We start from the raw sequence: 14,691 nt of genomic DNA on the forward strand, positions 1-14,691 counted from the left end.
ATGTTCATTGTAAATCAAAACGAGATTTCTGTGCATGAATTGGAGAGACATAAGCAAGGGTTCGAAAGCATGGATCATTTTCGGCAGCCAGAAGGAAAGAGGTATGCAGTCTGCTTGGCTGACCCACTTGACGTGATTAGTCTTGTTCAATATTTACGTGAGCATAATGGCTCGGTGTTGTTAATCCATGGGGAAACCCCGATGGAAACAGCCTATCAAATGGCAGTCAAGGCAAGATGTTATGGACTTGTCTATCAGGAGACGAAGCACTTCATGTCCATCACGGATAAACAACAGAGCGAAAAACCATCGCTCTACCAATATAGCTCAGGTACGACGGGAGACGCGAAGCTAATCGGAAGAAGCTGGGATGATATCCAAACAGAAATTCATGCTTACAACCAGTTATTCCAAGGTGAGGAAGCGTTAACCCCGATCGTGCTGGCATCTGTGACACATTCGTATGGATTGATATGTGGAGTATTGGCAGCCCTGGAACGGGGAAGTAAGCCTTCGATTGTGACGCACAAAAATCCGAAGTTTGCTTTGCAAGTGATTCAAGATACTCCCCAGCATATTGTTTATGGTCTGCCAGTCTTTTATCACATCTTATCCAGCTTTACGCGAGAGCAGGTACGCTTTCACCGGTTAATGACATCAGGAGCCCCCATGCCAGAAGGCTTGTTTCTAAAGCTGCAAGGCATGAGCGACATCTTGATGCAACAATATGGTTGCTCTGAGGCGGGGTGCGTCAGTATGAGCAAACAGATGCGGTCGCATACAGATCTGGGGGTTCCCCTTTCCCATGTAACCATGACAACAGGCGAAAAGGAAGACCAACCTGATGAAATTAAGATTTGGAATGGACAGAACGAAATAGCGACGCAGGATTTAGGTTTTTGGACAGGAGAAGGACACATTCAATTTGTATCAAGGATGGATGATGTAATAAACGTCTCTGGCTTAAAGGTATTTCCTTTAGAGGTCGAGGATGTCATTTTGAAAATGAATGGGACAAAAGAAGTGGTCGTGTATCGTGGACGTCATCCAGTCATGGGAGAGATTGTGAAGGCGCAGGTTATTACAGAGGGAGGAACGACTCCTGAACAAATCAGGGAATGGTGCCAAGATCGTTTGCCAGGCTATAAAGTCCCATTTGACATCCAATGTGTGACGAGCATTCCTAAGACAGCCACCGGAAAAATCAGCCGTCGATTAGTAGAAATGGAGACGATCAGCAAATGACACGAACAGAAAGAATCGAGCAAATTCATACGATCATGACCGAAAAATTAAAATTATCGCATATCGTCACGCTAGAGGAGTCCATGCGATTGAATGAGGATCTACATATTGATTCGATCATGCTATTGCAACTGATTGTGTATATCGAGGAAGATTTGAAATTGGTCGTACCTGCTCATGAGTTGGATCCACGAATCTTCCAAACGGTCGGATCACTGCTTACTTTTGTTGAACAGCTGGAACCGCAGCATGTAGCGAATTAGCGTCTATACAAACATCGAGTGGGGGATACAGAATGGTTAAGGTTCATTGCATTATTTCATGCCTATGCGAAGTGATAAAGCGCCGCACAAAAATTGATTATCGTCCCTATTATTTTGGCATATGGGATGCCGAGTACTCCATTACGGATCAAGGTGTGGTCACCTATTACATTGATAACCATGAGGAGATCATCAAGGGATATGAGCGACTTTTCCGAGCGAAAGTAACGGAATGGTATGATCATTCCCGAGATAAAGCCTCCAATTTGGACATGTTCTTAGAGTTAATTGATAAGCGTACCGAGGATCAGTTTGTCCTTGTTCAGATAGACATGTCGCTGGTTCCAGAACGAGATAATAAATTTGCATTGAAGCCATTCCCGCATTTTTTGATGATTTCAAAGACGGAGAATGAAGATGAGTGGTTTATGTTTGACCCGGATTTTCGTTGGGAGGGCAATGTGAGGAAGGAGACGGTGATCAAAGCCTTCTTGGAAAATCCGTTTGGTGGCGGGTTTATGGTGGATGCGAGTGAAATTAAGGAACCAACCTATGAAATGATCCATGACTATTTCTACGACACACTCAAGCGTGATCATAACCCATTTACCCTTGAGTTGAAGCAATTGATTACAGACATGGCAGAAGGGCGCAATGGATACAACTTGGACATGTTGCTTGCGGCAGTGACTCAGGTAAAAGTGATTGCGATCCGTAAATACAGCTACGAGTATGCATTTCTCTATCTGCAAGATTACCTGCAATACCATCGTGATGAGTTTTTGCGTATCGCCTATAAAGTGGAGGACATCTACCAAGGGTTTACAACAGCTCAGTACTTGTCTGTCAAAATGGCGATGACCAAGAATCTGGCGTTGTTTCCTCCGATTATCGAGGCGTTAGAAGAGATTGATCTGATTGAACTTGAAGTGAAAAAAGAGCTGGAACGTCAGTTTGTACTGTGGACCCAAATGGATAAAAGTCTCGTCACTGTAGACGAAAAAGGGTGGAGGTAAAGATCAAATGAAACTCTCATTGTGCACAATTACTTTTCGCCACCATTTGATTTCGTTTGAACAGATTGTTCGGTTTGCTCATCGTCATCATTTTGATGGAATCGAGTTATGGGGAACCCACGCTCAACATCTGTACGATCATGATCGATTAGAGATGGAGGAGCAGGTAAGGTCGGTCAGGGATCAGGGCATGAGTATCTCCATGCTTAGCGATTATCTGGATATTGCTACTTCGTCAGGATTTCAGCGTACGCTGGAAAAAGCAAAAAGACTCATTTCACTGGCAAATTGGCTACATGTGAAGCAAATCAGGACGTTTGCCGGACAGAAGGCAAGTCAAGAAGTTGGGCCAGAAGAGCGTGCAGGCTATGTGCATCATTTGCAAATCTTATGTAAGATGTGTCAAGAGCACGGGATTCAGCTTTTGGTCGAAACACATCCGAACACGCTTACAGATTCGCTGAGTTCTACACTTGCTTTGTTGCGGGAAGTCAATCATCCTGCACTAAAAGTGAATCTTGATTTTCTTCATGTCTGGGAATCCGGTGCTGATCCGATCGATGCGTACGAGCAATTGAAACCGTGGGTAGCCCATTATCATTTGAAAAATATTTCTTCATCGAATCATCTGCCGGTATTCGCTCCGCATAATGTATATGCCCCTAACGGTGATCGTGAGGGAATGGTACTGCTTGGTGAAGGTGTTGTAGACTATGGGCCAATTTTAGAAAAGATTGCGGATACGGATTATTTTGCATCTATTGAATGGTTTGGTCAGAGTCCGCAGCGTGTATTAGTGGAAGAGATAAAATGGTTGCGAAAGGCAATGATGGTTAGTGCGTAAGTGAGAAAAGGTCGGAGGCGCAGGGGTGCTTCCGATTTTTTTTATGTAAAAGGAAACCAAGTGCTCCCAGCGAGCGTCTACGTATTGATTACTTATTCGGGAGGACCCTTGATGAAAAAACACCTATTGCTCTCATGTTTGCTGATTTCCTTGCTAGGTATCCTTGTTCCTGGACAAATCAATGCTTCTGCTCCTGCAAAGGCAGACCCTCGCAAACCAGAGCCAGTCGTCATCTATAAAGTAACAGTAGATGGAAAAGTGACAAAAACCGTGACGAACATGCCCTTGATTCACCGGGCGAACATGTCGCCATCGGGGCGGTTTGTATACGGGGAGCGAATCGGATACGGAAAGGCAGACCGAACCATACCGTACTTGTACGATATGCAAACAAAAAAGATGACGCAGCTATCCGGCTATGGCAAATGGTCGCCAAAGCAAGACGTACTCTACGTTCGTGAAAATGGCGGTATCGTAAAGCTCAGTCTGCCAGACGGCAAAAAAACGGTACTCGTCCCGGCAGCAGTTCAGTATCCTGTCCTTGATTTTTCCGTTTCACCGGATGAACAGTACATGGTGTTCACCCGGATGGACATGCTCTCTTCCGATACCAAAGTAAGCGGTCACTTGTACTTGCAGCACCTGCCAACACTCAAAATGAAAAAGAATGACCAGTATGAATGGAAGGTAGATCAATACGCACCACAAGAGAAGTTTTATTGGATGCCAAATTCCAAAAAGCTGTTTTACCGGACGCAAACAGCCTTCAAAGAGCTTGATTTGCCAACGGGGTTAAAATACGAACACAAAATGACCGACTTTCCTTCTTATTCGAATGATATGAAGTACCGGTATATGCGAACGGAAAAAGAAGAATACATGCTGGATCTGCCAGCGGGGAAAAAATTGATTTTGAAGTCGTCCTTTTATCCTGATAACGATTTGAAACAGATTTTCTGGTCACCGGGAGGGAATCAGTTTGCAGCAGAAGTATATGTACATCCATCAAATTCACAAGACTCGTATGGGGCCATCCGCTTTTGCAAGCAGGTGAAAAATTGCAACGATCCATTCAGTGATCCGAAGAAAGGCTTACCAAACCCGTATTTGAGCTCTGCTGATAACTATCGCATCATTGGCTGGGCAAAGGATGGGAAATCGTACTACGTAGCCGATCTTGCTTCTACTCACTATACGGCTTTCGCGCTTGATAAGCTCGATATTTACAACGAAATCTATGAGCAGCGCTAACCAACAAATTCGGCTAATCTTCAGGTTCGCTTTCGCAGGGGGAGAATCCAATGAAGTAGCGGGGGAAAGAGGAATCGCTGCCTTTCAGGAAGTTTTGGATCACCATCAAGGCAAAAAAGTCGCGATTGGCATCCATGGAAACATCATGACGATCATTATGAATCACTACGATCCATCATACGATTTCTCCTTTTGAAAAAAGACCTCGATGCCCGATATTTATCATCTAAGCTTTGAGGAAGATCGATTAATCCAGGTAGAACGTCTGTGGAATGATAATGACAAGCGCTAAAAAACAAGCCGTCTCCCGTATGATACGAGAGGCGGCTGTTCTCTTACTATTATTCGTGACCTTCGAGATCAGTAATAAGCGTCCATAAAGACATACCTTTGGAAGCCTTGAACAAAAAGGCATGTTTTTCATCCCGCAGCGGCAGCAGAGCAGCCAATGCCTCTGCTTTGGTCGAGAAATGCAGCTTTTTGCCCGAATAAGCATCATGGAGATGACGTGAATCCTCACCGATTGTCACGAGCAGCTCGAAGCGCTCAGCGATGTCTTGAAGCGAGGCTCCGACGCCCGCGTGCATAGCAGCACTTTCTGGACCGAGCTCATACATGTCACCTAGCACAACGACTCTCGCGCGCTTAGGGTACAGCTCAGCAAAGGTCCGTACGGCGGCTTCCATGGAAACGGGGCTGGCATTGTACGCATCACTGATATACACAGTACCGTGCTTCCCGTTCATTTGCTCAAACCGCATGGCGGAGAGCTGAACGGTGGACAAAGCGTGAACAATTTGCTCCGTATCCATTCCGAGTCTCTTGGCAATCGCGACAGCAGGCAGTGCATTCAGGACACTGTGGCGGCCATGCAACGGCAGGAATGCCTCGAAATTCTCCCCGGAGGCTAAGCATACTTTGAAACGAGTCCCGCTTTCAACCGTTTCGATTTGCTCGGCCCAAATATCCGCCTTCTCATTAACAGAGTAGTACATGATTTCACCCGGATACAGATGGGCTATCATCCGTAGATACTCCGAATCCTTGTTGAGCAGCACGAGCCCGTCCAGAGCGGTATGAGGAAGCAGCTCTGCCTTTGCGAGAGCAATTTTTTCACGCGTGCCAAAATACTCAATATGAGACTCTCCGATAAATGTAATCACGCTAATATCTGGCTGAACCAGCGATGCGAGCAGATCGATTTCACCGGCGTGGTTCATCCCGAGCTCCAGTACAGCAGCTTGATGTTTTTCTTCCATCTGCAATAATGACAAAGGTACACCGATGTGGTTGTTGAAGTTTTTATACGTCTTGTATACGGGCGAACGGCTGGCAAGTACGTGTGCCACGATGTCCTTTACGGTTGTTTTCCCGATACTTCCTGTAATGGCGATGCGAGGGAAAGAAAAGCTTTTCCGATAAGCGGCAGCCAGCTTTTGAAAGCCACGCAGTGTATCGTTGACGAGAATTAATCCAAAATCGTTTGGCAAGTTCCCAGGAATCTTATCCTGATTCGAAACGAGAGCAGCTACAGCTCCGTGTTCAGCGGCTTGTAACAAAAAATCATGTCCATCCCGTGCGCCGCCTGTCAGCGCTACAAACAAAGATCCCGCAGTCAGCTCGCGGGTATCAAAGTGAACGGATGACAAGGCAAGCCCTGGGGAACCAGCGAGCAAAATCCCTTCTGCGTTGATTGCTGCCTGATCCAGTGCAATTGGTTTCATCTGCACGAACTCCTTTGATCCGTAGTAACCTCGAAGTCATGCTACCATGCGTTAGGTAGCGCCGCAAGACAAAAGTGAGGGAATGTGATACGATCAATTCTTACATACATAACGATCCACATACAAAAAAAGAAAGGAGTCTCCCATGGAAAAAAGTATTTTTACCAAAATCATGGACGGTGAAATTCCTGCTCGTATCGAGTATGAGGACGAGCACGTCATTGTCATCCACGATATTGCACCAAAAGCACGCGTTCACTTGTTGATTATCCCGCGTAAGCCGATTCCCACGCTCATGGATGTAAGCGCCGAGGATCTGACGCTGATCGGGCATATCCATCATGTAGCGCAACTCTTGGCGAAAAAGCTGGAGCTGCCAGGTTTTCGCCTGATTAACAACTGCGGCAAAGAGGGTGGACAAGAGGTTTTCCACATCCATTATCACCTGTTGTCCGGTTTTTACGAATAAAATTGAAGTAAAGGTTGACCTTCTTTAGTCAATTATCCTATAATGAAGTGTGACAGTCTGTTCGTACGTTCGACTCAGGCGTCCCACGGTTTTAGCGGAGGGAGGGAAGACAAATGGCAGAAATTCGAGTCAAGAAAAACGAGTCTTTGGATAGCGCACTTCGCCGCTTCAAGCGTGAAAGCGCAAAATCCGGGGTGATGGCGGAACTGCGTAAACGTCGCCACTTTGAGAAGCCTAGCATTAAGCGCAAGAAGAAATCCGAAGCAGCTCGCAAACGCAAGTTTTAATTGACGGAGGGCTCATCATGAGTGTAATGGAGCGACTCGATCAAGATATGAAGCAAGCAATGAAGGACAGAGCTGCTCTAAAACTCTCTGTTATTCGCATGGTGAAAGCCGCATTAAAGAACGAAGAGATTAACAAGGGCAGACTTTTGTCTGAAGACGAAGTGCTGACCATCTTGACTCGTGAGTTAAAACAACGCCGTGAATCCCTCCACGAATTTGAGAAGGCAGGCCGCGTGGAACTTGCCTCGAAAACGCGCGAAGAGATCGACGTGCTCTCCGCTTACTTACCCGCTCAGCTTAGCGAAGACGAAATTCGTGATATCGTTCGGGAAGGTATCGCAGCTACCAATGCCTCCTCCAAAAAGGAGATGGGCAAAGTGATGGGTGCGATCATGCCGAAAGTGAAAGGCAGAGCAGACGGAAACCTCGTGCAAAAGATTGTATCTGAGGAACTACCATCGTAGACGAGAGTAACACCTCATATAGATACGAACAGAAAAACTCAACCTGTAAAGGTTGGGTTTTTCTTTTTTTCCAAATGTAAAATAAATATGAAACGATTGCCAACCTCTTTCGTATACCTTATTGCACACACGTTGAAGCTGATAGAAGGAAAGGAGGTACATGCAATGAGTGCAACAAGGCTAGTAAAAAGCCGCGTGCGATTGCTTTTTTCACTTCTTTGCCTGATTATGGGAATGACCATGCTTCTTGCTCCCGCGTCCACAACAGCCAAGACCTATCAAAAAGCTGTCTGGATTCCAGTAGATAGCACCATCGAGCGAGGGCTGGAGAGCTTTTTACACAGAGCATTTGCTGACGCACAGAAGCAGCAGGCAGACCTTGTTATCTTGCATATCAATACGCCAGGTGGAGAAGTTAACGCTGCCGACCAGATTGGGCAGTTGATCCGTCAGGCTCCCATGCATGTGATAGCCTACATTGATAATCAGGCTTTTTCAGCGGGAACTTACATCGCCCTGAATGCAAATGAAATTATTATGACTCCAGGTAGTAGCATGGGGGCAGCCGCACCGATTGACATGGCAGGGAATGCGGCAGACATTAAGTTCATTTCCGGTTGGAGCAATAAAATGAAGGCGGCAGCTGAGCTGAACAATCGCAATCCTGACGTTGCTCGCGCGATGGTGGAAATCGATACAGAATTCCCGGGATTAAAGCCAAAAGGCACGGTGCTTTCTCTTGATGCCCAACAAGCGAAGCAGTTGGGTTATGCAGATGATGTGGTGTCCAATAAGGAAGAACTGCTCAAAAAGCTCGGCATTCAGTCAGATTCCCTCCAGGCGATTGAGCCAACTGGTGGAGAACTGGTAGCAAGATGGGTAACGAGTCCCATTGTGATGAGCCTTTTGCTCATCATTGGTTTGGGAGGAATTGTAGTAGAACTGTTTGCCCCTGGCTTTGGTGTTGCGGGGACGATTTCGCTCTTCGCGTTTAGTCTGTACTTCTTCGGGCATTATGTAGCGGGATTTGCCAACTGGTTGCACATAGGATTGTTTGTCATCGGAATCTTACTGATGCTTCTGGAAATTTTTCTTCCGGGCGGCATTGTCGGTGCGATTGGCTTCCTGAGCATTGTGACTGGTCTCGTAATGGCAGCCTACGACACGAAGCAAGGGCTGGCATCCCTGGGTGTGGCTGCTTTGATCACGGCAATTGTTACGTTCCTGTTAGTGAAGAAATACGGGGTCAAAGGTCTATTCAGCAAGTTTGTCTTGGGTGAGACGCAAAGCAATGAAGAAGGTTACGTAGCTCCGCGCGATCAGCGTGAGCTGGAAGGAAAATCAGGCATCGCCCTGACACCATTGCGCCCGGCAGGGGTCGTCAAGGTGGAAGGAAAACGTGTGGATGCTGTATCGGTTGGTGGTTTCATTGAAGCAGGTACCGCCATCACCGTTGTGCAAGTAGAAGGCACGCGTATCGTCGTTGCCGAACTAGAACAAAAGGAGTGAGCTCTACATGTTTGAAAGTGGTTTGATTCCCCTTATTTTTATGGTGGCAGTAGCCATCGTTGTACTTTCAGTTTTCTTCTCATTCGTACCAGTCATGCTCTGGATTTCTGCACTGGCTTCCGGTGTGAATATCGGGATTATTACCCTCGTCGCAATGCGCTTGCGTCGCGTCATACCATCCCGTATCGTGAATCCGTTGATTAAAGCGCGTAAAGCGGGCTTGCAGCTGGATACAAATCAATTGGAGAGCCATTATCTCGCAGGCGGTAACGTAGACCGTGTAGTAGATGCGCTCGTAGCAGCACAACGCGCAGATATTCCACTTGGCTTCGAACGCGCAGCAGCCATTGATCTGGCAGGTCGTGATGTTTTGGAAGCGGTACAGATGAGTGTTAACCCAAAAGTGATTGAAACACCTGTGGTAGCAGCCATGGCAAAGGACGGTATCGAGCTGCGCACTCGTGCCAAAGTAACGGTTCGTGCCAACATCGATCGATTGGTCGGTGGTGCTGGTGAAGAAACAATTATCGCCCGTGTAGGTGAGGGGATCGTATCGACTATTGGTTCGTCAAAAGGACATAAGGATGTATTGGAAAATCCGGATCTGATCTCCAAAACGGTATTGAACAAAGGTCTGGATGCCGGAACCGCTTTTGAAATTCTCTCGATTGATATTGCGGACGTAGATGTAGGGAAGAACATCGGAGCACAATTGCAAACCGACCAAGCAGAAGCAGATAAACGTATTGCCCAAGCGAAAGCGGAAGAGCGTCGTGCCATGGCGGTAGCCCAAGAGCAGGAAATGATCGCGCGCGTACAAGAAATGAAGGCAAAAGTAGTAGAAGCCGAAGCGCAAGTACCACTCGCTTTGTCCGAAGCATTGAAAAGCGGCAAAATGGGCGTAATGGATTATTACAACATGCAAAACATTGCTGCTGATACACAAATGCGTCAATCCTTCGGGCATGCAGGTGACAAACAAGATCCTGCTACGCCAGACGAGAAAGAATAAGGACGATTGCCATGGAAGATCTTATGGATCTCGTCGCAGATTTACTGGATTTAGTCGAGTGGATCATCCCGCTCATCGGCAAGTTCTGGTTTGTCATCCTTGGTTACTTAGGATATAAAGCTCTTGGAAAAACCGGAAAGAAGAAGATGTCTCAAGGCAAGAAAATGCCTCCGCTTACCCCGGCTACAACGTCGGATATCCCGAAGGAAACAGAGGATTATGGCAGGGAGACGGTGCGAGCATCCTCCAAATACGAGCCACTTCAGCAAGAATCGATGGAAGGGATTGGAGTCGAGCAGGAATGGGCATTTTCCAGTCCAGCTCGTGCTTCAACGGGTCCGACCATCACAGTGAAGCAATCGGAATCAATGAAGGTTGCTGATTTAGACCGAGCGAAAACACTCACATCAAAACACGGCAATCCCCGTGATGGCATGAAATGGGCGCTCATTTTTGGAGAGCCGCGCTCAAAGGCTCCGTACGCTAAGCAGGTTCGGCAAAGAAAGATTTTATAAATAGTAGCTAGTCAAACAGGTGAACTTCGGTTCGCCTGTTTTTCATTGATTGATACGCAATGTTTTCATGTCGAAATATATCGAATAACTTGTCTTGTTTCTCATATCCTTGTTGACTATCCTGAATGTAATGAAAATTCCTCCAAATAGAAGAAGGGACAGAGGTCAAGCGATGAATCAACAAATTTTTGAGCAAATGGGGCGGTTTCGTCAAAAAGTGATTCGGCTTGCCATCTTCGAAAACAAATCAGTATATGAAACAGCGATCGCATGCGGTTGTTCAGCTGAGAAAGTAAAGCGAGTCATGAAAAAATGGAAGGCGCTTACAAAAGAAAGCAAATAATCAATAGGTATTGTGGAATGTATTTCAAAGTATGAGTCCTCATCTGCTTGCTAAATCGCGAGCGATGAGGGCTCTTTTTTTGTGACTGTTTTTGATGAATGCCACTTTATGCTCGCGCATACGCATAGATAAGAATGGTTTTGCACCTGCAAACAGATGAGATCGTCATATTCGCCAATATATAGAACGAGAAGGGGGGGCTAATCCATGAAGCGTTGGAGCCGCCGTCTGCGCCAGCTGGCCGGAGGGGTGTTGGATCTGCCGCAAGATGTAGTCCTGGAAGTCCCGCGCATCACGATGATCGGTCATTTGCAAATGTATATAGAGAATCATCGAGGAGTCTTGCATTTTAGCGAAAAAGAGCTTCGTCTGTTGTTGACGAACGGTCAAATGATTGTTTCAGGTGAACAGCTTGTCATCCGAGCGATTTTGCCTGAGGAGGTTCTGTTAGAAGGCAGAATCGGTGGTGTGAAATTTTTGGAGACAGGACCACAGAGCTCGTAATCTTGGTAAAGGTAGGGGGCGGCACGTATGCGGTATGGAATCAAGGAGTGGGTGGATGGACATGTAACCATTACCGTTCGGGGAAAACGGTTTGAGCGGATGCTGAATATGGCCGTACGGGATGGAATTCGAATCTGGAATATTCGCAGGGTAGGAGAAGAGGTGACTCGCTGCGATATTTTGATTCGGGATTATTTTCGTTTACGTCCGCTTTTAAAAGAGACAGGCTGTCGCAGTCACGTGGAGGCAAGAGACGGGCTGCCTTTCTGGCTGCTGCGTGTACGTAGACGATCTGGATTGGCAATTGGGGCTGCCCTTTTTTTCATTGGATTGTACATGCTCTCCTCCTTTGTCTGGAGTGTTGAAGTGAGCGGGACGAAAATGGTTGATCCGCGACGAGTGATTCAAGCTGCCGAACAAGTGGGGATTAAAGAAGGGGCATGGAAGGTCAAACTAAAAGAACCGTTGGTATTGCAAAAAGAGCTGTTGAGTCTGCTGCCGGAAGCGTCCTGGGTTGGAATTGAGATTCAAGGAACCAAGGTCATGCTTCAAGTGGTTGAAAAAGAGGCTCCCGTAAAGCCGCTTGCAACAGGTCCTCGTCATCTTGTAGCGAAAAAGAGGGCTGTCGTCCATAAAATTCTCCCAGAGGTTGGTCGCAGTCAGGTTGTGAGCAATCAATTGGTAGAAAAAGGCCAAGTTCTCATTTCCGGGATCATTGGCAATGATACCCGACAACAAGCCGTATCAGCGCGAGGCAAGGTGCAAGGGGAAGTGTGGTATATGAGCAACACATCTGTCCCGCTAAAACAAACGATGCACCGTTTGACGGGAGAAAAGCTGCAGCATCAATACCTGCTCGTAGGACCCTATGCGGTATACGTGTGGCCATTTGAAAAACAGTCCTTTGCACAAGCCGAAATGGCAGAACAACGGTATTTGCCCTCGTATGCGGGATATACTTCACCACTTGGCTGGAAGACAGTAACGTACGCGCAAACAGAACCCGTTCAAACAGAAATGAGCGTGGAGGAAGCGACGGAACTGGCTAAAAAATTCGCCAGGGAGGATATCTTGAAAAAAGCTGGAAAAGATGCGTTCATTCAGGACGAAAAAGTTTTGCACGTCACAACAGAGAATGGTAAAGTTTACGTAAGCATTCATTTTTCCGTCATTGAAGATATTGCCATTGAACAGCCTCTCGTTGGGCAGTGAGGGATGGCAAGCAAATGACGCATTGCTGATTACCGTTGCAAGGAGATGGAAGCCTGTTGCACGTACAAGATGAGGTAAGAATCCCGTTTTCAGACGCATCTGAGGCCTTGCTGTTGTTCGGACCACATGACGCGTACCTAACACTGATCGAGCAAAGAAGTTCCGCCAAAATTATGACCCGAGAAGGCGAACTGGTTATTAGCGGGGATAAGCCGGAAGTGGACAAACTGACAGCGTTGATTGAAACTCTGCTACAGTTGATTCGCAGAGGGATTGCCCTGTCCGAGCGAGACATCTCTTATGCGATGTCGTTGATTGAACGGGGAGAAGGTGCCCAACTGCTCGATGTGTATGATGAAGAAGTCGCTCGTACCCAACGTGGCAAAGTAATCAGGGCAAAGACTTTGGGCCAGCGTCACTACTTGTCTGCGATCAAGAAGCATGACATTGTGTTTGGAATTGGACCAGCTGGTACCGGAAAAACGTATTTGGCTGTTGTCACAGCAGTAAATGCGTTGAAAAATGGGCGTGTCAAACGGATCGTTCTTACCAGACCGGCCGTAGAAGCGGGGGAGAGCCTTGGATTTTTGCCAGGAGATTTGCAGGAAAAAGTAGACCCTTACCTGCGTCCGCTCTATGATGCCTTGTACGACATGCTGGGCAACGAACAAGTCGCCAAAATGATGGAACGCGGACTCATAGAGGTTGCACCTTTGGCGTACATGCGTGGTCGTACGCTCGAAGATTCCTTCGTTATTTTGGATGAAGCCCAGAACACGACTCCCGAGCAAATGAAAATGTTTTTGACCAGGCTTGGCTTTGGTTCCAAAATGGTCATTACGGGTGATGTGACCCAGGTGGATTTGCCAAAAGGCAAGAAATCCGGATTGCGCGAAGCACAGCGCATCTTAAGTCCGATTTCAGATGTAGCCTTTATTCATTTCCAAGAGGGAGACGTCGTTCGCCACAGTCTGGTACAAAAAATCATTGCTGCATATGCCAAGGAAGAAGTAGAACACGGCTATTAATAAATGGCGTCACAAAAAGGAGATCGTTTACCTGTGTTATCTGTAGAAATCCTTCATGAAGAAATCGATGCGATCGATGAGAATTTGCAAAACCTGCTCGTCCGTTGCCTGGAAACAGCGGCAAAGCTGGAAGACGTACAAGGAGAAGTAGTTGTCACGCTGGTGAACAACGAGCGCATCCACGAGTTGAATCGCGATTATCGTGGCGTTGATCGGCCTACGGATGTTCTGTCCTTTGCGATGAACGAACCGGGTGAAGGAGAAATGGAAATCTTCATCGATGAGGAGGAGGCCAGCGAGTTTCCGAATATGCTTGGAGATATCATTATCTCGGTGCCAAAAGCACATGAGCAGGCCGAAGACTATGGCCATTCATTCGAACGCGAACTCGGATTTCTCACGGTTCATGGTTTTCTTCACCTTCTGGGTTATGATCATGGAACACCAGAAGAAGAGAAGGAAATGTTTTCACGTCAAGAAAAGGTGCTGGAACAAATCGGCTTGACGAGGTAGGAGATTACGTTGAAGGAATGGCGACGATTGATTCGCAGCTTCGCCTACGCTCTGCAAGGAATTTCCTATACCGTACGGACACAGCGAAACATGCAAATCCACGTAGCCGCAGCCATTTTTGTGCTAGCGGCAGCGTGGTGGCTGCAGATACCCCGCAGCGATGTTTTGCTGGTCCTTTTTTCTATCGGTCTGGTCTTCTCCCTGGAGCTGGTAAATACCGCGATTGAAGCAGTCGTTGATTTAGCTTCCCCGGAATGGCACGCCAAGGCAAAGATTGCCAAAGATGTGGGAGCAGGAGCTGTGCTTGTGGCGGCAATCTTGTCCCTCATCATCGGAGTCCTCGTATTTGGACAGCCACTGTTGCAAAAAGTATGGGGATAGTTTTTACTAGTGGTACCGGACGGGTCATTCCAGTTGACCTTTCAGTCTGGTTTCTTCGTGTCTCATTGGACACATCCTGTTGTGAAATGATGTTAAAGATCAATCATATGA

19 protein-coding genes are annotated in these 14,691 nt (G+C 46.9%); 18 read left to right on the forward strand and 1 reads right to left on the reverse strand.

Annotation, left to right across the window (positions count from 1 at the left end; genetic code table 11):
* The 6 genes from FO446_RS10650 (at position 1) to FO446_RS29075 (ending at position 4,815) form a co-directional block, all read left to right on the forward strand.
* Positions 1–1,245: an AMP-binding protein gene (locus FO446_RS10650; protein ID WP_173611468.1), complete on the forward strand. Its 1,245-nt coding sequence runs from the start codon at positions 1–3 to the stop codon at positions 1,243–1,245.
* Positions 1,242–1,508, forward strand: coding sequence for a petrobactin biosynthesis protein AsbD (gene asbD, locus FO446_RS10655; RefSeq protein WP_237900609.1), 267 nt, complete (start codon positions 1,242–1,244; stop codon positions 1,506–1,508). Before FO446_RS10650 ends, asbD begins: the two co-directional genes overlap by 4 nt.
* 32 nt (positions 1,509–1,540) lie before the next feature.
* On the forward strand, positions 1,541–2,524 hold the full coding sequence (locus FO446_RS10660) for a DUF6005 family protein (RefSeq protein ID WP_237900611.1): 984 nt from the start codon (positions 1,541–1,543) through the stop codon (positions 2,522–2,524).
* Between the two features lie 7 nt (positions 2,525–2,531).
* Entirely contained in the window at positions 2,532–3,368 is an 837-nt protein-coding gene (locus tag FO446_RS10665; protein WP_237900614.1) for a sugar phosphate isomerase/epimerase family protein, read from the forward strand.
* A gap of 111 nt (positions 3,369–3,479) precedes the next feature.
* A complete protein-coding gene (locus tag FO446_RS10670) occupies positions 3,480–4,619 on the forward strand; it encodes a TolB-like translocation protein (protein WP_237900615.1) in 1,140 nt (379 codons plus the stop codon).
* Positions 4,606–4,815: a histidine phosphatase family protein gene (locus FO446_RS29075; protein WP_221868962.1), complete on the forward strand. Its 210-nt coding sequence runs from the start codon at positions 4,606–4,608 to the stop codon at positions 4,813–4,815. The genes FO446_RS10670 and FO446_RS29075 overlap by 14 nt, the downstream gene beginning before the upstream one ends.
* Positions 4,816–4,960: 145 nt before the next feature.
* Here FO446_RS29075 and FO446_RS10675 read toward each other — a convergent pair whose 3' ends face one another.
* Positions 4,961–6,343, reverse strand: a complete 1,383-nt coding sequence (locus tag FO446_RS10675; RefSeq protein WP_173611462.1) for a UDP-N-acetylmuramoyl-tripeptide--D-alanyl-D-alanine ligase — start codon at positions 6,341–6,343, stop codon at positions 4,961–4,963.
* Between the two features lie 145 nt (positions 6,344–6,488).
* On the opposite strand from FO446_RS10675, the gene FO446_RS10680 reads away from it, so the two are divergent.
* From FO446_RS10680 to FO446_RS10735, 12 genes are all read left to right on the forward strand, one after another.
* Positions 6,489–6,812: a histidine triad nucleotide-binding protein gene (locus tag FO446_RS10680; protein ID WP_221868963.1), complete on the forward strand. Its 324-nt coding sequence runs from the start codon at positions 6,489–6,491 to the stop codon at positions 6,810–6,812.
* Positions 6,813–6,925: 113 nt separating this feature from the next.
* Entirely contained in the window at positions 6,926–7,099 is a 174-nt protein-coding gene (gene rpsU, locus FO446_RS10685) for a 30S ribosomal protein S21 (RefSeq protein ID WP_007727630.1), read from the forward strand.
* A gap of 17 nt (positions 7,100–7,116) precedes the next feature.
* Positions 7,117–7,563 (forward strand): GatB/YqeY domain-containing protein, encoded by a 447-nt coding sequence (locus tag FO446_RS10690; protein WP_007727628.1) that lies wholly within the window; start codon positions 7,117–7,119, stop codon positions 7,561–7,563.
* Between the two features lie 165 nt (positions 7,564–7,728).
* Positions 7,729–9,072, forward strand: a complete 1,344-nt coding sequence (locus FO446_RS10695; protein ID WP_173611461.1) for an NfeD family protein — start codon at positions 7,729–7,731, stop codon at positions 9,070–9,072.
* A 7-nt stretch (positions 9,073–9,079) separates the two neighbouring features.
* On the forward strand, positions 9,080–10,084 hold the full coding sequence (floA, locus tag FO446_RS10700; RefSeq protein WP_173611460.1) for a flotillin-like protein FloA: 1,005 nt from the start codon (positions 9,080–9,082) through the stop codon (positions 10,082–10,084).
* A gap of 11 nt (positions 10,085–10,095) precedes the next feature.
* Entirely contained in the window at positions 10,096–10,599 is a 504-nt protein-coding gene (locus FO446_RS10705; RefSeq protein ID WP_173611459.1) for a hypothetical protein, read from the forward strand.
* Positions 10,600–10,771: 172 nt separating this feature from the next.
* Positions 10,772–10,942, forward strand: a complete 171-nt coding sequence (locus tag FO446_RS10710) for a sigma-70 family RNA polymerase sigma factor (RefSeq protein WP_173611458.1) — start codon at positions 10,772–10,774, stop codon at positions 10,940–10,942.
* Between the two features lie 207 nt (positions 10,943–11,149).
* Positions 11,150–11,446, forward strand: a complete 297-nt coding sequence (gene yqfC / locus FO446_RS10715) for a sporulation protein YqfC (RefSeq protein ID WP_007727617.1) — start codon at positions 11,150–11,152, stop codon at positions 11,444–11,446.
* Between the two features lie 27 nt (positions 11,447–11,473).
* A complete protein-coding gene (gene yqfD / locus FO446_RS10720) occupies positions 11,474–12,658 on the forward strand; it encodes a sporulation protein YqfD (protein ID WP_221868966.1) in 1,185 nt (394 codons plus the stop codon).
* Between the two features lie 56 nt (positions 12,659–12,714).
* Positions 12,715–13,686: a PhoH family protein gene (locus tag FO446_RS10725; protein ID WP_173611456.1), complete on the forward strand. Its 972-nt coding sequence runs from the start codon at positions 12,715–12,717 to the stop codon at positions 13,684–13,686.
* Between the two features lie 33 nt (positions 13,687–13,719).
* A complete protein-coding gene (gene ybeY, locus FO446_RS10730) occupies positions 13,720–14,199 on the forward strand; it encodes an rRNA maturation RNase YbeY (protein ID WP_237900617.1) in 480 nt (159 codons plus the stop codon).
* A gap of 9 nt (positions 14,200–14,208) precedes the next feature.
* Positions 14,209–14,580 (forward strand): diacylglycerol kinase family protein, encoded by a 372-nt coding sequence (locus FO446_RS10735; protein ID WP_237900619.1) that lies wholly within the window; start codon positions 14,209–14,211, stop codon positions 14,578–14,580.
* Positions 14,581–14,691 lie beyond the last annotated feature (111 nt).

The sequence above is a fragment of the Brevibacillus brevis genome, assembly GCF_022026395.1.
Taxonomy (GTDB): domain Bacteria; phylum Bacillota; class Bacilli; order Brevibacillales; family Brevibacillaceae; genus Brevibacillus.